Genomic DNA, 18,243 nt, shown 5'->3' on the forward strand with positions numbered 1-18,243 from the left:
CGCCTGGCTGCACACCTACAATCACCACCGCGGACACACCGCGCTCGCAGGTAAACCACCCGCCAGCCGCGTCCCCAACCTCACGGGGCAATACACCTAGCTCTCCCCCTCCTCCTCGTCTCGGTGGTGCGACGGCATCCAGTGGTGCTCGCAGAACCAGCGGCCGAACAGGGCGCCGCCGTAGATGACGAAGCCGACGCCGATCAGCCAGGACTCCAGGACGAGGACGGTGCCGACCGCGCCGTAGCTCAGGGCGTTGGTGACGATGAGGGGCGTGAAGACGAGGTAGGAGAAGGCGCGCAGTCCGGCGAGGCCCACCATGGTGGCCAGCGCGCCCGGCAGCAGTTGCCGCCAGCGGATCTGGTCGCCCAGCAGGAAGTGCTGCCCCCACCAGAAGAACAGCACTCCGCTGAGCCCGGACAGCAGGATCCGCTGGGAGCCGTGCAGCGCCGCCTTGGTCGCCACCTCCTGGTAGAGGTACGCCGTCAGCACGATCAGCCAGGTGGCCTGCCGCCACACCCGGTGCCAGGGCCCGGCGGCCAGGCCCCAGATGCGTTCGTAGGCGTTCTGCACACTGCCGCCGAAGGACACGCCGAACACGGCGAGCAGTACGGCGCTCCAGGCGCTGGTGGTGCCGATGACGTGGAGCGGGGGGCTGATCACGTCCGTGACCACGCGCGCCGACGGTCCGGACAGCCCCATCCCGTCGGTCAGCCAGGAGGCGAACCCGCCCTGCACCAGCGGGTCGGCGGCGGCGACCACGATCAGCAGCGGGGCCAGCGTCACCAGCGCGAGGGTGGCGAAGCCCATCGCCCGGTGCATCAGCTCCAGCTCCCGGCCGTGCTCGAACAGGGCCTGGACGCGGATCCACCGCCAAGCGCGGTGCAGGCCGCGCCGCAACCGACTCACCGCACCTCCCGTACGCACCGCCGCGCGCGTGCGGGTCCGGCAGGAACGCGCGCCTGGCTTCACTGTGGCACGGTCCGGGCGTCCCGCCACCGAGGAGAGGGCCAGTCGGGTCCGGCGACGCGCCGCGACACGGCCCCCGGTTGCCCCGTGGGAGCAGCTCCGCCCCGGAGAATCGGACCCCGTGTGTGCATCTGCCGAGGTGCCCCGGCGGCGCCGGACGCTGATCCTGAGCGCGAGCATGGGGGCCGGCCATGACACGGTCGCCGCCGAACTGGCGCGCCGGGCCGTGCGTTACGGCCATGAGCCGTACGTCGTCGACGTGCTGGCGCTGCTGCCCCGCGGGCTCGGGGCGGGGCTGCGCGGCTGGTACCAGGCGGTGGTCCGGCACGCGCCCTGGGTGTACGCCGGGATCTACGACGCGTTCCTGCGCGGCGAGCCCGGCACCCGGCCGAGCGGGGTACCGCTGGCGCGGCTCGCCGGTCAGCGGCTGCTCGCCCTCGTGGACCGGGTGGACGCCGATGTGGTGGTGTCGGTCTTCCATCTGGCCGCCCAGCTGACCGGGCATCTGCGGGCCCGGCGGCGGCTGCGGGTGCCGAGCGCGGTCTACCTGGTCGACTTCGCCGTGCACCGGCAGTGGCTGCATCCGGGCAACGACCGCTATCTGTGCCTGACGGAGGCGGCGGCCCGCGAGGTGCACCGGAGCCTGGGGGTGCCAGCCGTGCCGACCGGTCCCGCCGTGGCGCCGGGGTTCCTGGCGCCGGCGCCGGGCGCGGAGCGCTGGCGGGAGCGGTTCGCCGGGCACGCGCCGGGGCGTGCGCCGGTGCTGCTGTCGGCGGGTGCCTGGGGCGCGGCGTCCCGGCCGGACGCCACCGCCGCGCTGCTCGCCGGCGCCGGATACCTGCCGGTGATGCTGTGCGGCCGTAACCGGCGGCTGTACGAGCGGGTCGGCCGCCTTCCCGGCGTGCTCGCCCTCGACTGGGTCGCGGACATGCCCGGACTGTTCGGCGCGTCCCACGCCCTGCTGGACAACGCGGCCGGGCAGACCGCCGTGCAGGCCCTCGCGGCGGGCCTGCCGGTCATCGGCTACCGTCCCCTGCCGGGCCACGGCCTGGAGGGCGTCCGCCGGATGGCCGACCTCGGCCTGTCGGCCCTCGCCCCGGACCCGCCCGCGCTGCTGAAGGCCCTGGCGGACGTTCCGTCGGCCGCCCCCCGGAGGGCGGCGCGGGCCCGCGCCCTGTTCCGGTCGGACCCGATGGCGGCGGTGGCGAAACTCGCCGGGCCGCCGGCTTCCTGATCAGCGGCACCCGTGCCGCTCAGCCGATCCCGTGCTCCCCCAGCGGCCCCACCGTCAGCCCCGCCTCCCGGCAGTCCCGGACGATGCCGGGCAGGGCGTCGAGCGCGGAGCGCCAGCAGCCGGGCGCGGACTGCCGGTCGGAGTCGTGCAGCAGGATCGTGCCGCCGCCCCGCAGCTGCGCGGTGACCAGGGCGCGGACCGACTCCGCGGTGGCGTCCGCGCGCCAGTCCTTGCCCCAGGCCGACCACAGCACCGGCCGCAGCCCGGCGCGCCGGGCGGCCAGCCAGCGGGACGAGGTGAGGATGCCGTAGGGCGGCCGGTACCAGCGGGGGCGCCGGCCGGTGAGGTCGTGCACGGCGCGGGCGGTGCGGGCGACGCCCGCCCGTTCGCCGGCGAGGGCGGGGCGCCAGGGCCGGTCGTGGCTCCAGCCGTGCACCGCCAGCTCGTGCCCGCGCCGGGCGGTCTCGGCGACCAGCGCGGGGTGGCGCACCGCGGGCTCGCCGAGCACGAAGAAGGTGGCGCGCACGCCGAGCGCGTCCAGGGCGTCCAGGAAGCGGGGCGTGGCGACCGGGTCGGGGCCGTCGTCGAAGGTCAGGGCGACATGGTGGCGCGCTCCGGTGCCGGCCAGCCGGGGGAACAGCGGCAGCCGTACGGCCGGGAGCCAGGTGGCGGCCGGTCCGATATGGGCGCCCGCGAGCCCGAGCGGCAGCAGGGCGGCGGCCGTCCGCAGGGCGCGCGCGGACGGGGCGGGCCCCCGCCAGGCGGGCGGGCGCTCACTCACGGCACGTCCCGATCTGGGCGTCGTCCGCCTCGGCGGGCGTGTCCCAGCCCCGCAGGACGGAGGGCGCGTTGGCCAGCCCGACGCTGCCCGCGCCGATCAGCGCGATGCCGATGATCTCCGGGATGATCCGCAGCCCGAGCTGCACGGACTCCGCGAACAGCGCCCAGCCGAGCGCCACGCTGGTGAGCGCGTCGCCCAGGGTGAGCGCGGGCTGGGAGGCGGCCAGCGAGCCGGCGCCGAGCGCGCTCTGGAGCAGCAGGAAGGCGACGAGCCCGACGGCGGCGGTGGCGTACGGCGACCAGTGGGAGAACATCACGCCGGGCCCCAGCCGCAGCCGTCCCACGGTCTCCTTGAGCAGCGCCGCGGTGGTCGCGAAGGACACGGCGGAGCCGAGGCCCAGCAGCGCCGCGCGGGCGGGCCCCCGTACCGTGCGGGCGGCCAGCACCAGCAGCACGACGACACAGCAGGCCACCCCGCCCGCCATCAGCCACGCGCGGGAGGTGGCGTCGTCGCGGCCCGGTCGCGGCGCGGCCGACAGCAGGAAGACGGCCAGCCCCACGGCGAGCGCGGCGAACGCCAGCCAGGTGCGGCGGTCCGGGCGGCGGCGGAAGACGAGGCCGCCCACGATCAGCGTGAACAGCAGCTCGGTGGCGAGCAGCGGCTGCACCAGGGACAGGCTGCCCACGGCCAGCGCCCATGCCTGCATGAGGGCGGACAGCATCAGCAGGCCGACCCCGGCCAGCCAGTCCGGGCGCCGCAGCAGCCGGCGCAGCCCCCGCAGCAGCGCGCCCGCGCCGCCGGGCTCCGCCGGGGCGTCCACCGCGGCGGCCCGGCGCTGGAGCACCGAGGAGGCGGCGTTCGCCAGTGCCGAGCACAGGGCCAGGGCGACCGTGAGCGCGAGCACCGGCGCTCACCCGAAGCGGGCGGCGAGCCGCCGGTAGAGCCCCGGCGCGGCGCCGCGCACACGGGCGGGCAGCCGCAGCCAGCCGGGCACGTACACCTCGTCGGTGCCGCGCCGTACGGCGGTGAGCACGGCGTCGGCGACCCGCTCGGGCGGCACCGGGCGGGGCCAGGAGCGCAGGTAGGGGGCGCCGCGCCGGTCGAAGAAGGGGGTGTCGACGACGCCGGGGACCACATGGGTGACGCCGACGCCGGTGCCGCGCAGTTCGTAGCGCAGCGCGTCGGCGAACGCGGCGACGGCGGCCTTGACCGCGGAGTAGACGGCCTCGCCGCGCACGCCCACACTTCCCGCGACGGAGCCGAGCAGCACGATCCGCCCGGAGCCGGCCGCGACCATGTGCGGCACCAGGCCGCGTACGAGGTGCAGGGTGGCCAGCAGATCGGTGCCGACCAGTTCGTCGATGCGGGCGCGGGGCATACCGGTGAAATCGCCGGCCCAGCCGACGCCGGCGCCCGCCACGAGCAGGTCCACGCGGCCCAGGTGGCCGAGGGCGGCCTCGGTGACCCGGCGGTCGGCTCCGGGGAGGCCGAGGTCGGCGACGACGGTCAGGGCCGACATCCCGGCGGCCACCTGCTCCAGACGGGTGAGGTCGCGGCCGTTGAGCACCAGCCGCCAGCCCCCTTCTGCGGCCAGCCGGCGGGCCACGGCGGCGCCGATACCGGAGGAGGCGCCGGTCACCAGGGCGGTGGCGCGGGGCGCCCGCGGCTCGGCGGGCCGGGCGCCGAGAACCGCCGCCGGGCCGGACTCCGTCACCGGGCGAGCGCGGTCCGACGGTCCTGCGGGGGACGGGGCGTGGGACATGGTGGCGACCTCACTGCGACGGCGTTCGGGGTCCGCGAGCTCATGGGCCGAACCTTCGCGGTGTATCCAGGGCGCCACACCCGCGATCTGTGCGCACGCGGAAGCGGCGCGGACGGGGGGACGACAGACGGACGGAAGGCGGACGGGGGCGGCGGGGGCGGCGGGCCGGGCCTTGCCACCGGGCTCAGCGAAACATTGCCGTTTCGCTGAAGCTGGTCTAGGCTCGATGCGTACGAAACCGTTTCGTTTATGTACACCGCATGACCCGCACGCGAACGACTTCCCTGGAGTGGTTCCCCATGTCCCAGAAAACCCTGTCCGACGCGCCCCGCACGGGGACCGGGGCGCCAGCACCGGACGGTGCTTCGCCCCGGCGGTGGTGGATCCTCGCGGTGATCGCCGTCGCCCAGCTGATGGTGGTCCTCGACGCCACGATCGTGAACATCGCCCTGCCCTCCGCCCAGCGCGACCTGGGCTTCTCCGACGGCAACCGGCAGTGGATCGTCACCGCCTACGCGCTGGCCTTCGCCTCGCTGCTGCTGCTCGGCGGCCGCATCGCCGACCTGTTCGGCCGCAAGCCCGCCTTCCTCGTCGGTGTCGTCGGCTTCGCCGGGGCCTCCGCGCTCGGCGGTGCCGCGAACGGCTTCGCCATGCTGGTCACCGCCCGCGCCCTCCAGGGCGCCTTCGGCGCGCTGCTCGCACCGGCCGCGCTGTCGCTGCTCAACACCACCTTCACCGACGCCCGCGAGCGGGCCCGCGCGTTCAGCGTCTACGGCGCGATCGCCGGCGCCGGCGGCGCGGTCGGCCTGCTGCTCGGCGGGCTGCTCACCGACGCCCTGGACTGGCGCTGGACGCTGTACGTGAACGTGGCCATCGCGGTCATCGCCTTCGCGGGCGGCTGGATCCTGCTCGGCAACCACCGCGACGCGGCCCACGCCAAGCTGGACGTACCCGGCACGGTCCTGGTCGCCGCCGGTCTCTTCTCCGTGGTCTACGGCTTCTCCAACGCCGAGACCCACCACTGGCACTCCCCGCTGACCTGGGGCTTCCTGATCGCCGGCGCCCTGCTGCTCACCGCGTTCACCTGGTGGCAGACCCGCGCCGCGCACCCGCTGCTGCCGCTGCGGATCCTCCTGGACCGCAACCGGGCGGCCTCCTTCCTCTCCGTGCTGATCACCGGCGCCGGCATGTTCGGCGTGTTCCTCTTCCTCACCTACTACCTCCAGCTCAACCTCGGCTTCAGCCCCACCAAGACCGGTGTGGCGTTCCTGCCGATGGTCGGCGCGCTGATGGTGGCCGCGCAGCTGGGCACCACACTCCTGGTGCCGCGCCTCGGCCCGAAGGCGGTCATCCCGCTGGGCTTCGCCATCGCGATGGCCGGCATGGCCTGGCTGACCGGCATCGGCCTCGGCTCGCACTACAGCGGCGCCGTCCTGCCGCAGCTGATCGTGACCGGCCTCGGCCTCGGCCTGGTGATGCCGCCCGCCATGCAGCTGGCCACCGGCGGGGTCGCCGCGGAGGACGCGGGCGTCGCCTCCGCGAGCGTCAACGCCATGCAGCAGGTCGGCGGCTCGGTCGGCACCGCCCTGCTCAACACCCTCGCCACCAGCGCCGCCACGCATTACCTGAGCGGCCGCGACGCCACCAGCAAGCTCGTCCAGGCGCAGGCCACGATCGAGAGCTACACCACCGCCTTCTGGTGGTCGGCCGGCTTCTTCGCCGCGGGCACGGTGCTCGCCTTCCTGCTCTACCGGCGCGGCGTGCCGCGGCAGGACGCGGGCGCGGCAACGGTCGTCCACATGTGAGACCGGCCGGCCCCGCAGAGCCGCCGGGGGGCCACCCGATCCGGGGAGGGGCCGCCGTCCGCAGGGAGACGGCGGTCCCTCGCCCGTGCCCGGCCAGGCCGGGACCCAGGCTTGATCCCGGCGGGTCCGGGTACCGGGAGCGGGTCAGGACGATCCCCTGCGGGGACGACCACCTACGGGAAGGAGACGCCATGTCCGGCGGGGACGAGCACGGCAAGCGGCCCGAGACGGCGCTGGAGGAAGTGCTGCACGAGGCCGAGGAGGCCGAGCTGCGCGACGAGAAGGGCCAAGGCGGCGGCGAGGCGGGGGACGCCATCTCCCCGAACACCGGCGCCCAGGAGCAGTCGAGCGGCGACCGGACGACACCCGGACGGCACCACTGACCTGCCAGGTTCCGGGTACTTGGCCACCATGAACCCACGAGGACCCGAGCTGCCCCCCGCACGGGGGCCGCTGTCCGCCGCGCTCATCGCCCACCTGAGCCGCACCGGACCGCTCCCCGACCCCGCCGACTGCGGGGACCCGTACGCCGACGACCCGCAGCTCGCCCTGTACCTCTGCTACGAGCTGCACTACCGCGGCTTCGCGGGCGTGCCCGCCGAGGCCGAGTGGGACCCGGACCTGCTGCGGGTGCGGGCCGCGCTGGAGCGCCGCTTCCTGGCCGCGCTGCGCGCCGACACGCCGGGGCACGAAAGCCTGGACGACGCGCTCGGCGCGCTCCTGGTGGAGCCCGCCGAGGGCACGGGCGTCACCCATTTCCTGTGCGCCGAGGGCGAGTCGTGGCAGCTGCGCGAGTATGCGGCGCTGCGCTCCCTGTACCACCTCAAAGAGGCCGACCCGCACGCCTGGGTGCTGCCCCGGCTGTGGGGCCGGGCGAAGGCGGCGATGGCGGCGGTGGAGTACGACGAGTTCGGCGGCGGCCGGGCCGAGCGGGTGCACGCGCGCCTGTTCGCCGAGCTGATGCGGGACCTGGGCCTGGACACCGCGTACGGCCGCTATCTGGACGCGGCGCCCGCCGAGATGCTGGCCGTCGTCAACCTGATGTCCCTGTTCGGCCTGCACCGCGCCCTGCGCGGCGCGCTGGTCGGCCACTTCGCGGAGGTGGAGATCACCTCCTCCCCCGGCTCCCGGCGGCTCGCCGAGGCGCTGCGCCGCACCGGCGCGGGGCCGGCCGCGCAGTTCTTCTACGACGAGCACGTGGAGGCGGACGCCGTGCACGAGCAGGTGGTCCGGCACGAGGTGATCGGCGGACTGCTGGAGGAGGAACCGGAGTTGGCGGCGGACATCGCCTTCGGCATCGACGCGACCGAGTACCTGGAGGACCGGCTCGCCCGGCGGCTGCTCGCCGACTGGCGCGCGGGCCGCTCGGCGCTGCGCGTCCCCCTTGAGCAGCCGAGCGCGGCGTGACCCATATTTCCCGAATGTTCGGGTACTCGCGGAACGTGATCGCTTTGCTGCTTCCGGGCGTCTACGCCCCTCAGGACGACACCGCGCTGCTGGCCGAGGCCCTGCGCGAGGAGCCGGTACGGGCCGGGGCGCGGGTGCTCGACGTGGGCACCGGGAGCGGGGCGCTGGCGCTCGCGGCGGCCCGGCGGGGTGCGCGGGTGACCGCCGTGGACGTGTCCCGGCGGGCGGTGTGGACGGCCCGGCTGAACGCGCTGCTGTTCGGGCTGCCGGTGCGGATCCGGCGCGGCGACCTCTTCGCCCCCGCGCACGGGCAGTCGTACGACCTGATCCTCGCGAACCCGCCCTACGTCCCCGCCCCGCACGGCGGGCGCGGGCCGCGCGGCCGGTCCCGCGCCTGGGACGCGGGCCATGACGGGCGGCTGCTGCTGGACCGGATCTGCCGGGGCGCCCCCCGGCTGCTGGCGCCGCGGGGCGTGGTGCTGATCGTGCAGTCCGCGCTGAGCGATCCCGACCGCACCCTGGAACTGCTGCGCGACGCGGGTCTGAAGGCCGCGGTGGTGCGGCGGCGCTGGATCGCGCTCGGGCCCGTGCTGCGCTCACGGGAGGAGTGGCTGCGCCGGCGCGGGCTGCTCGCGCCGCACGAGAAGACGGAGGAGCTGGTGGTGATCCGTGCCGAACGAATCCGCTGACCGCGGCCGGGAGCCCGCCGAGCGGGCCCGCCGGATCACCGTGCAGCGGCGGGGGCCGCTGCTCGTGGAGGGTCCGGTCGAGGTCGAACTGGAGGACGGTACGACGGTGTCCTCCGACCGCTTCCGTGTCGCTCTGTGCACCTGCCGGCGCAGTCGCCGCTATCCCTGGTGCGACACCAGCCACCGGCGCAAGGCCTGAGCACCGTTCGTTTTTCGCCGCTCCCCGGAAGGCCCCCCACGGGCCTGTCCGGGGAGCGGCTCTGTGTGCCGGCGATCCGGCGGGCGACCCCACTTCGCCCGGCGGTCCGGCGCGAGATCGCGGGTTCCCCGTTCCGAGAGGTCCGCACTCCCCAGTCACGGTCCTGATCCGGTGTGTACGGAGACCCTGCGATCCCGGTCCTCGGGCAGCTCCCGCTAGAACGCGAAGAGGCTGCCGCCGACGGCGTCCCGCTCACAGGAGTTGCCGAACGTGCGCTCGTAGGAGACCCGCTGGCCCTGCCACACGCCCTGGGCGGTGACGACCACGGGGTCGTAGAGCTTGTTGCACCAGACGCCCTCGCGGGCCTTGAGGGCCGCGAAGTCACCGCCGACCCCGCGCAGTTCGGCGCATGCCTCGGTGGCTGCCGGGTGGGTGCCGCCGGGGGACGGGGCGCAGGTGAGGGTGACGGCGCGTTCGGGGGTCGCGGTGGCCGCGTCGCCGCCGTGGCCGATGGTCAGCACCAGCGCCGATGGGGCGTAGAGCGAGGCCGGGGCGGCGTCCGGGGCGGCGACGGCGGCCCCGGTCAGGGGTCCGCAGACGGCGACGGCCGTGAGGCCGAGGGCCGCTGCCCAGCGCGCGGTGTTCCGCATGGTGTGCATCCTTCCGCTCGAACTAGACGGGTGCCGGTTCCGTTTCCGGTGGGACGTCGGACCGGCGAGCGCCACTCTGCCGAGTCCCCGCCGGAAACACACATCGACCCCACAGGTTTCGGTAACATTTCGTGTTGAAGCAGTGGCGTGAAGTCACGGAATTCGAACGCCGAGAGCCTGGAACTGGGCGGCGGCGGCCCTGCGGAAGTCGTCAATTGGCCGAAAATCAGCGGTTATTTAATCGTCCGGAAACATTCCGACACGGCCGCCCGGAACCCCCTTCATGACTCCCTGTGTTCACCCGGTGATCACCGCCCCGAGCGTCGGCCCGAGGGCGCACGCTGAAGCTGGCGACCGGGCGGCGGATCAGGGGGTGGACGGCGGCGAGCACCAGGGGGAGGCCGGGCACGGCGCCAGCGGCGAGGCTGGCGAGGCTGGCGAGGCTGGCGAGGCTGGCGAGGCTGGCGAGGCTGGCGAGGACGAACGACCAGCGCGCGCAGCCGAACGGCCCGGACCCTGACGGGAGATGGCCGGCCCCGGACGCCGACTGCCGCCGCCGCGCCCAGCGTTCAGATCTGCCAGGAGCGGAGCCGGTCCGCCGCGCCGTACACGTCCGTCTTGCCGGAGATCAGGTCGCGGGCGAGGTCCACCAGCGCGCCGTACGGCGGGTCGATGCCGACGCCGCTGACGAACATGTAGGCGACCGCGGTGGCGCAGGCGAAGCGGGCGTTGGCCGCGGGCAGCGGCTTGAGCAGGGCCAGGGTGTGCAGCAGGGCGGCGGCCCGCCAGGCGGGGTCGGAGTCCACGCCGAGCCGGGGCGGATCGACCCGGTGCCGGGCGACGGCGGCCACCAGCGCGGAGAAGTCGTCCACCGCGGGCTGCTCGGGCAGGACCTCTTCATGCCGCTGGAGCAGCCACGGGACATCGATGTGGATGACGGGCGGCATCACTCAGGCGGCCTCGCCCCGCGCGGGCGGTTCGTCCTCGGGGAACGCGGCGGCGAACTCCTCGGCGTGCGCGGTGAAGAAGCTGCGGAACGCCGCGGCGCCCTCCTTCAGCGCCCGGTGCCGGGCGATGTCGGCGGCGGCGGCCTCGCGGACGAGGGCCTTCATCGACGTACCGCGCTCCTTGGCGATCTGCCGCAGGTCCTCTAGTTCCCGGTCACTGAACTCCACGTTGAGAGCTGGCATGGCCAAACCGTACCGCTCGGGTACTCACCCGTAAATATCCGCAGGTCACCTCACATCCCGTACGGTACCGGCCGCCGCGCGGGAGGCGGTGAACGGCATCCGCGGTGCCGCCTCCCGCGCGGAGCCTCCCGGAAACCGGGCTGCGCTCTGCCCGGACCCACGACGCCACCTGACCACCACCGCCCGACCACCGCGACCGGCAGGTCCCCGGCGTCCGTCCGGGGCCCGGCGTCCGGCGGGGTGCGGGAAGCACTAGGCTGGGGGTCGCGAGGGGTGCCACCTGTTGACTGTGAGTGTGCGCTTGGGAGCGGCGACGATGAGCCGGGTCTATCCGTTCGACGAGGCGGCGACGGCCCGAGCTGTCATCGATGACGACGGAACACTGATCGAGTGGAACGAGGGCGCGCGGCGCCTGCTCGGCCACCGGGCCGATGCGGTGCTGGGCCGCCCCGCCGCGAACCTGCTCACCGGCCCCGCGCCCGACCTGCCGCGCGGTTCCCGCTGGCACGGCACGCTCGCCGTGCGCCACCTCGACGGCCACAGCGTCGACGTATGGCTGCTCGCCCGCTACCGCCCGGCCGCCGACGGCGCGGGGAACCGGTGGGTGCTGGTCGCCCCGGTGCGCCGTACCGAGCCGCCCGCCGCGGACGACCCGCTGGGCGAGGCGGGCCTGGTCCAGTCGCCGTGCGCCACCGCGGTGTACGACGAGGAGCTGCGGCTGCGCCGGATGAACGACGCCATGGCCGAGGTCTCCGGGCTGCCGGAGGACCACGCGCGGGGCCTGCGCTTCACGGAGCTGGTCGACGGGCCGGAGAGCGAGGAGCTGGCGCGGGGCCTGCGCGAGGTGCTGGACACCGGCCGGCCGCTGGACGTGCAGACGTTCATGCGGGCGGGCGGCGAGAGCCGGGCGCACGCCTGGCTCGCCCGGATGGCGCCGGTGAGGGACCGCGCGGGCCGGGTGCGGGGCGTGTGCCTGGCGGCGCACGACGTCAGCGACAACCACCGGGCGCGGCAGCGGCTCCAGCTCGTCAACGAGGCGAGCGTGCGCATCGGCACCACCCTCGACGTCACCCGTACGGCGCAGGAGCTGGCCGACATGTGCGTGCCGGCGCTCGCCGACTTCGTCACCATCGACCTGCTGGACCCCGAGGAGTACGGCGGTGAGCCCCCGGCCCGCATCGCCACCCCGGTGACGCTGCGCCGGGCCGCCCACCGCTCCGTCCTGGACGGGGTGCCGGAGGCGGTGATGGAGCCGGGGCAGACCGAGCGCTATCCGGGCGGCTCCCCGCAGGCGGACTCGCTGACCGCGGGCCGCACCATCATCGCCTCGAAGTCCGCGGGCGACATGCATCCGTGGATGAACTGGAACAGCGCCCGCACCCGGCAGGTGCGGGCCTTCGGCATCCACTCCACGATGTCGGTCCCGGTGCGAGCCCGCGGGCTCACCCTGGGGGTCGCGGTCTTCGTCCGGCACCGGCGCCCGGACGGCTTCGACTCCGACGACCGGCTGCTGGCCGAGGAGATCACCACCCGCGCCGCCGTCTGCATCGACAACGCCCGGCGCTACTCGCGGGAGCGGGAGACCGCCCTCGCCCTGCAACGCAGCCTGCTGCCCCGTACGTTGCCGCGCACGGCGGCGCTGGAGGCGTCCTCCCGGTATCTGCCGGCGGCGCGGGCGGGGGTGGGCGGCGACTGGTTCGACGTGATCCAGCTGTCGGGGCTGCGGGTCGCGATGGTCGTCGGGGACGTGGTCGGGCACGGCATCCAGGCATCGGCCACCATGGGCCGGCTGCGCACCGCCGTACGCACCCTCGCGGACATCGACCTCGCGCCGGACGAACTGCTCACGCACCTGGATGACCTGGTGGTGCGGCTCGCCGAGGAGGCGGGCGGCGACGGCGCCACCGGCGAGGTCGGCGCGACCTGTCTGTACGCGGTCTACGACCCGGTGTCGCGGCGCTGCACGCTGGCCCGCGCCGGGCATCCGCCGCCCGTGCTGCTGCCGCCGGACGGCCGCCCGCAGGAGCTGGAGCTGCCCGCGGGGCCGCCGCTGGGCCTGGGCGGGCTGCCGTTCGAGTCCACCGAGGTGGAGCTGGCGGAGGGCACCGTGATCGCGCTGTACACGGACGGTCTGGTCACCTCGCGGGAGCGGGACGGGGACGCCGGGCGCGCGATGCTGTTCCAGGCACTGAGCACGGGCGCCGGTTCGCTGGACGTCTCCTGCGACCGCGTCCTGCGCACCCTGCTGCCGACCGGCGGCGCCGCCGACGACGTGGCGCTGCTGCTCGCCCGCACCCAGGGCCTGCCCGCCTCCCGCGTGGCGACCTGGGACATCCCGGCGGACCCGGCGCTGGTCGCGCCGATCCGCAAGCAGGTGGTGGAGCAGCTGGACACCTGGGGGCTCGGCGAGGCCGCGTTCACCACGGAACTGGTGGTCAGCGAGCTGGTCACCAACGCGATCCGCTACGGCGCCCATCCGATCCGGCTCCGGCTGATCCATGACGCGGCCACGCTGATCTGCGAGGTCTCCGACGCCAATCCGACCGCCCCGCATCTGCGCCGGGCCAAGACGTTCGACGAGGGCGGCCGGGGGCTGCTGCTGGTCGCCCAGCTCACCCAGCGCTGGGGCAGCCGGCACACCACCGACGGCAAGACGATCTGGGCCGAGCTGCCGCTGTTCGAGGAGGAACGCTAGCCGCGGTCACAGGCTGGTGAGCCAGGGCCGTACCTGCTTGCGGGCCTCGTGCAGGCGGGACTTGAAGGTGCCGAGCGGGATGCCCGCGCGTTCGGCGGCCTCGGCGTAGTCCAGCTGGCAGATGTCCCGGTAGACCAGCGGCGCGACCAGCTGCGGATGCTCCCGCTCCAGCCGCTCCAGCGCCTCCAGCAGGTCCACCCGTGAGCCGGCGATGACGCTGGTGGTGCGCGGGTCGACGGCGTGCGCCGGCTCGATGGCGGCGGGCTGCTCGGCGGCCCGCCGCTTCAGCTCGCGGTACTTCTGCCGGCAGCAGTTGGCGACCACGGTGTACAGCCAGGTGCCGAAGCGACTGCGGCCCTCGAACCCGCCGATGTGCCGGGCCACTTGGAGCAGCACGTCCTGCGCGGCCTCCTCGGCGTCCTCCCGGCAGGGCAGGAAGCGTCCGCAGCGGCGTACGACGTCGGGCCGCAGCTCGGTCAGCAGCCGCTCCAGGGCCGCCGGGTCCCCGGCGGCGGCATGCCGGGCGAGTTCCTCCACCGGCGCCTCGTCCCGCACGTCACAGCCCCCTTCGAGTCGATCTCAGGGCAGGCATGATAGTCGTATGCACTCCCTGGAGCGGATCGGCCGCTACCGCCTCGAACGGCCGCTGGGCACCGGCGCCTTCGCCACCGTGTGGCTCGCCCACGACCCGGAGCTCGAGGCACCGGTGGCGGTGAAGGTGCTCGCCGAGAACTGGTCGCACCGGCTGGACGTCCGGGACCGCTTCCTGTCCGAGGCGCGGCTGCTGCGCCGGGCCGGCTCCAGCCGGGTGGTGCAGGTCTACGACATCGGTGAACTCCCGGACGGCAGGCCGTACTTCGTGATGGAGTACGCCGACGGCGGCACCCTCGCCGCTCTGCTGGAGGACGGCCCGCTGCCGGTGCCGGAGGCGCTGGCGCTGACGGCGCAGGCGGCGCGGGCCGCGGCGGCGCTGCACGAGGCGGGGATCGTGCACCGCGACATCAAGCCGACCAATGTGCTGCTGCACACCGCCCCGGACGGTACCCGGCGGGTGCTGCTGGCCGATCTGGGGCTCGCCAAGAGCCTGGCGCAGGGCTCGGTGCTGACCCTGGCGGCGGGCTCGGCGGGCTACCGGCCGCCGGAGCAGGCGGAGCCGGGCGCGGGCATCGACGAGCGGGCCGACGTCTACAGCCTGGGCGCGGTCGGCTACGAGCTGGTCACCGGGAGCGTGCCGGGGCCGCCCGGCAAGGTGGTGCCGCCCGCGCGGCTGCGGCCGGACCTCGGCGAGGAGGTGGCGCGGGCGCTGCTGCGGGCGCTGGAGCCGGACCGGGCGCGGCGCTGGCCGGGGGCGCGGGAGTTCGCGGCGGAGCTGGACCGGCTGGCGGCGGCGCCGCGCGGGCGGCGGCGGCTCGACCGGGTCCGCGGCCGGCTGAACGCGGTGACGCTGTCCGTGGCCGCGCTGGCCGCGGCCGTGGTGGCGGCGGTCGCGGTGACCGTGCTGCCGCACCGCGGCGGGGCCCCGGACCAGCCGCGGGTGGCGGACGCGAGCGGCCGGGTGAGCGTGCGCGTGCCGGCGGCCTGGGACCGCGAGCTGCGCGACGGCGGCTGGAACCCGCGGGCGCTGGGTCTGGGCGCGGGGGACGAGCCGGGCCTGGTGGTGGCCGACGACCTGGCCCACTGGCCCGATCCGGCCGCTCCGGTGGACGGTGTGTTCGTCGGGGTCAGCGCGCACGGCGATGTCACCGCGCGGGTGAAGGCGCTCACCCACACCGGCTGTCACTACACCGGCGGCCACGCCTTCCGCAGCGCGGACTGGCAGGGCCTGGTGCGGGCCTGGAGCGGCTGTCCGGACGGCGGTTCGATCACCGAGTCCGCGCTCGTCCCGGCGGGCGGCGCCGGCGAACCGCAGGTGTACGCGCAGCTACGCCAGCGGGGTGACGGCGACGCCACCGATGGCGTACTGCGCTCCCTGCGGGTGCGCTGAGGGGTGAGCCGAGGGTCGGGCCGGGCCCGGAGCGGGAAAAAGAATCCCCGTGTTCCGAACTTTTCCCACGGTCCGTGCATCGGAGTGGGGTGACGGCGCACTCGGCACCGTAGGCACGCGTCCGTCGCGTGCCCCGACCAACCAGGAGTGTTGAGCGACATGGTGTACACCCCCCGGTCCGCGCGGCGCGGAGCCCTGTTCGCGGGCTCGGTCGCCGTGCTGGGCCTGCTGACCGCCTGCGGCAACGGCCAGACCGTGCACAGCAGTGCCCCCATGACGTCCTCGGGTACGGCGGCGCCCGCGACCGCCGGCTCCTCACCGGCGGCCGCCGGCACCACGACCGCGGCCTCCCCCGCCACCTCCGCGTCCACCGGCGCCCCCTCGACGGCGGCGACGCGGGCGTCCGCCACCTCGGGCGGCGGCCGGACCACCGCGGCGAGCACCCGCTGCCACACCTCCGAACTGCGCGCCTCGGTGGGCCGCAACGATCCGGGCGCCGGGCAGGAGAACTTCCCCGTGGTGCTCACCAACATCTCGGGGCGCACCTGCACGGTGCGCGGCTTCCCCGGCGCGGCCTTCGTGAACGCGTCCGGCGGCCAGCTCGGCCCCAACCCCGGACGGGAGTCGGGCTCGTCCAAGACGATTACCCTCAGGCCGGGCCAGAGCGCGTGGGCCGGACTGACCTTCTCCAATCCGGGGGTCAGCGGCGCGAAGACGGCCCGGCCGGCGGCCCTGCTGATCACCCCGCCGGATGAACGCGATCATCTGAAGGTGACGTGGACGGGCGGCGAGGTCCCCGTCTCCGGCAACTCCTCGGCCGTCTTCCTGACCGTGTTGAGCCCCGGCACCGCGCCCTGACGGCGCCCGCCCCGGCCGTCGCCGTACGGCCGGGGCGTCCGCCCTCACGCGCGGGTGTTTTCATGGGCGGGACCGCCTGACCGCATCCGGAAGGACCCGCCCTGAACAGCCCGCTCGCCGAAGCACTCGCCGCCGTACTGCTCCTCGCGGTGCTCGTCTTCGCCGTCGTACGGCCCTTCGGGTGGCCGGAGGCGGTGATGGCCGTCCCGGCCGCGGGGATCGCGATCGGCACCGGCGCCATCTCCCTCGACCACGCCCGTGCCGAGGCCGAACAGCTCGGCCCGGTGGTCGGCTTCCTCGCGGCGGTGCTGGTGCTCGCCCACTTCTGCGCGGTGGAGGGCCTGTTCCGGGCCTGCGGGGCGTGGATGGCCCGCTGGGCGGCGGGGCGCCCGGTGCGCCTGCTGACGGCGGTGTTCGTGCTCGCCTCCGCGATCACCGCCGTGCTCAGCCTGGACGCCACGATCGTGCTGCTCACCCCGGTGGTGTTCGCCACCGCCGCGCGCACCGGCGTACGCCCCAAGCCGCATGTGTACGCCTGCACGCATCTGTCGAACACGGCGTCGCTGCTGCTGCCGGTGTCCAATCTGACGAACCTGCTGGCGTTCGCGGCGAGCGGGCTGAGCTTCACCCGGTTCGCGGCGCTGATGGCGCTGCCGTGGCTGGCGGCGATCGGCGTCGAGTACCTGGTGTTCCGGCGGTTCTTCGCCGGTGACCTCGCGGCGGCGGCACCGGCGGGCCGGGACGCGGGCGAGCCGCCCGTCTTCCCCCGGTTCGCGCTGGTGACCGTCGCCTGCACGCTGGCCGGGTTCGTGGTGGCCTCGGCCTTCGGTGTGGAGCCCGCCTGGGTGGCGGCGGCCGGGGCGCTGGTGCTGGCCGGGCGGGCGCTGCTGCGCCGCGAGGCGACCCCGCTCGCGGTGGTGCGGGCGGCGGCCCCGGCGTTCCTCGCGTTCGTGCTCGCGCTGGGCATCGTGGTGCGGGCGGTGGTGGACAACGGGCTCGCGGATGTGCTCGGGCACGTGGTGCCGGGCGGCACCGGGCTGCCCGCGCTGCTGGGGACCGCCGCGCTGGCCGCCGTCCTCGCGAACATCGTCAACAACCTGCCCGCCGTCCTCGTCCTGCTGCCCCTCGCGGCCCCGGCCGGTCCCGGTGCGGTGCTCGCGGTGCTGCTCGGGGTGAACATCGGGCCGAACCTGACCTACGCCGGGTCGCTGGCCACGCTGCTGTGGCGGCGGATCGTGCACCAGCACGAGCACGGCGTGAACCTCGGCGAGTTCACCCGGCTGGGTCTGCTCGCCGTGCCGTCCTCCCTCGCGGTCGCGGTGGTGGCACTGTGGGGGTCGCTGCACGTTTTCTGACGGGAGGCCGATCCGATGCGGGTGATCGCCTGGCTGGTCGAGGGCACCTGGCCCGCCTGTGTGGACGCCGTGCGCACCCATGCGCCGCAGTCCGCCGAGGTGGTGCTGCTGCACGTCAGCGGGCCCGATGTGCCCGGCGTGGCGCACGGCGCGTTCGCGGGGCTGCTCGGCCGCGGGCACCGGGAGCGCGATCCGGGGGCCCTGCTGGAGGAGTTGGGCGATTCCTCGGCGGCCGAACTGCTGGCGGCGGCGGCCGAGCGCCTCGGCCGGCCGTGTGTCCGCGAGGAGCGGGCGGGCCGGGTCGAGCGGGAGGTGGTGGCCGCCGCGGAGGGCGCCGATCTGCTGGTGCTGGCGCGCGACGGGGACCGCTCCCGGCTCGGGCCGCGCAGCCTCGGTCCGGCGGTACGCTTCGCCGTCGACCACGCCCCCTGCCCGGTCCTGCTGGTCTGGCCCGAACCGGCGCCGGGCCTGGCGACGATCCCGCCTCCGCCGCCGCACCACCCCTGACAACAGCCGTTCCCCGCACGGAAGTCGCGGGGCGCGGGGGGGGGGGGGGGGGGGGGGGGGGGGGGGGGGGGGGGCGGAGGGGGGGGGGGGGGGGGGGGGGGGGGGGGGGGGGGCGAGGGGGGGGGGGGGGGGGGGCGGAGAGTCGGCAGACCTACGTA

General features: G+C 75.3%; 19 protein-coding genes. 11 read left to right on the forward strand and 8 right to left on the reverse strand.

The annotated features are described in order from the left end of the window. Positions 1-96: 96 nt before the first annotated feature. Positions 97-909, reverse strand: a complete 813-nt coding sequence (locus AC069R_RS22945) for a ribonuclease BN (RefSeq protein WP_478768671.1) — start codon at positions 907-909, stop codon at positions 97-99. A 238-nt stretch (positions 910-1,147) separates the two neighbouring features. Between AC069R_RS22945 and AC069R_RS22950 the strand changes: the two genes are divergently transcribed. Beyond that, positions 1,148-2,203: an MGDG synthase family glycosyltransferase gene (locus AC069R_RS22950; RefSeq protein WP_478768758.1), complete on the forward strand. Its 1,056-nt coding sequence runs from the start codon at positions 1,148-1,150 to the stop codon at positions 2,201-2,203. Between the two features lie 19 nt (positions 2,204-2,222). On the opposite strand, the gene AC069R_RS22955 is transcribed toward AC069R_RS22950, so the two are convergent. The 3 genes from AC069R_RS22955 to AC069R_RS22965 are packed head-to-tail and all read right to left on the reverse strand — an operon-like array spanning position 2,223 to position 4,746. Further along, positions 2,223-2,933 carry a polysaccharide deacetylase family protein gene (locus AC069R_RS22955; RefSeq protein WP_478768759.1) on the reverse strand — a complete coding sequence of 237 codons (711 nt, stop codon included), beginning with the start codon at positions 2,931-2,933 and terminating at the stop codon, positions 2,223-2,225. A 43-nt stretch (positions 2,934-2,976) separates the two neighbouring features. Then, positions 2,977-3,888 (reverse strand): DMT family transporter, encoded by a 912-nt coding sequence (locus AC069R_RS22960; protein ID WP_478768672.1) that lies wholly within the window; start codon positions 3,886-3,888, stop codon positions 2,977-2,979. 6 nt (positions 3,889-3,894) lie between these two features. Further along, positions 3,895-4,746: an SDR family NAD(P)-dependent oxidoreductase gene (locus AC069R_RS22965; protein ID WP_478768673.1), complete on the reverse strand. Its 852-nt coding sequence runs from the start codon at positions 4,744-4,746 to the stop codon at positions 3,895-3,897. A gap of 299 nt (positions 4,747-5,045) precedes the next feature. Here AC069R_RS22965 and AC069R_RS22970 point away from each other — a divergent pair, with 299 nt between their 5' ends. The 5 genes from AC069R_RS22970 (at position 5,046) to AC069R_RS22990 (ending at position 8,846) form a co-directional block, all read left to right on the forward strand. Further along, positions 5,046-6,551, forward strand: coding sequence for an MFS transporter (locus AC069R_RS22970; protein ID WP_478768674.1), 1,506 nt, complete (start codon positions 5,046-5,048; stop codon positions 6,549-6,551). Positions 6,552-6,742: 191 nt separating this feature from the next. Beyond that, positions 6,743-6,934 carry a hypothetical protein gene (locus tag AC069R_RS22975; protein WP_478768675.1) on the forward strand — a complete coding sequence of 64 codons (192 nt, stop codon included), beginning with the start codon at positions 6,743-6,745 and terminating at the stop codon, positions 6,932-6,934. A 28-nt stretch (positions 6,935-6,962) separates the two neighbouring features. Further along, positions 6,963-7,958 (forward strand): iron-containing redox enzyme family protein, encoded by a 996-nt coding sequence (locus AC069R_RS22980; protein WP_478768676.1) that lies wholly within the window; start codon positions 6,963-6,965, stop codon positions 7,956-7,958. Between the two features lie 14 nt (positions 7,959-7,972). Further along, positions 7,973-8,647, forward strand: coding sequence for a HemK2/MTQ2 family protein methyltransferase (locus tag AC069R_RS22985; RefSeq protein WP_478768677.1), 675 nt, complete (start codon positions 7,973-7,975; stop codon positions 8,645-8,647). Beyond that, a complete protein-coding gene (locus AC069R_RS22990) occupies positions 8,628-8,846 on the forward strand; it encodes a CDGSH iron-sulfur domain-containing protein (protein WP_478768678.1) in 219 nt (72 codons plus the stop codon). The genes AC069R_RS22985 and AC069R_RS22990 overlap by 20 nt, the downstream gene beginning before the upstream one ends. A 215-nt stretch (positions 8,847-9,061) precedes the next feature. Here the strand turns inward: AC069R_RS22990 and AC069R_RS22995 are convergent, their stop codons facing one another. The 3 genes from AC069R_RS22995 to AC069R_RS23005 form a co-directional block, all read right to left on the reverse strand. Beyond that, a complete protein-coding gene (locus tag AC069R_RS22995; protein ID WP_478768679.1) occupies positions 9,062-9,496 on the reverse strand; it encodes a subtilase-type protease inhibitor in 435 nt (144 codons plus the stop codon). A 569-nt stretch (positions 9,497-10,065) separates the two neighbouring features. After that, positions 10,066-10,443 (reverse strand): toxin Doc, encoded by a 378-nt coding sequence (locus AC069R_RS23000; RefSeq protein WP_285561535.1) that lies wholly within the window; start codon positions 10,441-10,443, stop codon positions 10,066-10,068. Between the two features lie 3 nt (positions 10,444-10,446). Next, positions 10,447-10,686: a hypothetical protein gene (locus tag AC069R_RS23005; protein ID WP_111581720.1), complete on the reverse strand. Its 240-nt coding sequence runs from the start codon at positions 10,684-10,686 to the stop codon at positions 10,447-10,449. Positions 10,687-11,002: 316 nt separating this feature from the next. On the opposite strand from AC069R_RS23005, the gene AC069R_RS23010 reads away from it, so the two are divergent. Continuing rightward, positions 11,003-13,381, forward strand: coding sequence for a SpoIIE family protein phosphatase (locus tag AC069R_RS23010; RefSeq protein ID WP_478768680.1), 2,379 nt, complete (start codon positions 11,003-11,005; stop codon positions 13,379-13,381). Between the two features lie 6 nt (positions 13,382-13,387). Here the strand turns inward: AC069R_RS23010 and AC069R_RS23015 are convergent, their stop codons facing one another. Beyond that, positions 13,388-13,936, reverse strand: a complete 549-nt coding sequence (locus AC069R_RS23015; protein WP_478768681.1) for an RNA polymerase sigma factor — start codon at positions 13,934-13,936, stop codon at positions 13,388-13,390. Between the two features lie 46 nt (positions 13,937-13,982). On the opposite strand from AC069R_RS23015, the gene AC069R_RS23020 reads away from it, so the two are divergent. The 4 genes from AC069R_RS23020 to AC069R_RS23035 all read left to right on the forward strand — a co-directional run bounded on the left by AC069R_RS23020 (position 13,983) and on the right by AC069R_RS23035 (position 18,085). Beyond that, on the forward strand, positions 13,983-15,365 hold the full coding sequence (locus AC069R_RS23020) for a serine/threonine-protein kinase (protein ID WP_478768682.1): 1,383 nt from the start codon (positions 13,983-13,985) through the stop codon (positions 15,363-15,365). Between the two features lie 159 nt (positions 15,366-15,524). Then, complete coding sequence (locus tag AC069R_RS23025; RefSeq protein ID WP_478768683.1) at positions 15,525-16,223, forward strand: DUF4232 domain-containing protein; 699 nt, start codon at positions 15,525-15,527, stop codon at positions 16,221-16,223. Between the two features lie 101 nt (positions 16,224-16,324). Then, positions 16,325-17,578, forward strand: coding sequence for an SLC13 family permease (locus AC069R_RS23030; protein ID WP_478768760.1), 1,254 nt, complete (start codon positions 16,325-16,327; stop codon positions 17,576-17,578). Positions 17,579-17,593: 15 nt separating this feature from the next. After that, positions 17,594-18,085 (forward strand): universal stress protein, encoded by a 492-nt coding sequence (locus AC069R_RS23035; RefSeq protein ID WP_478768684.1) that lies wholly within the window; start codon positions 17,594-17,596, stop codon positions 18,083-18,085. Positions 18,086-18,243: the final 158 nt, after the last annotated feature.

Source organism: Streptomyces sp. NPDC043952, from assembly GCF_056435325.1.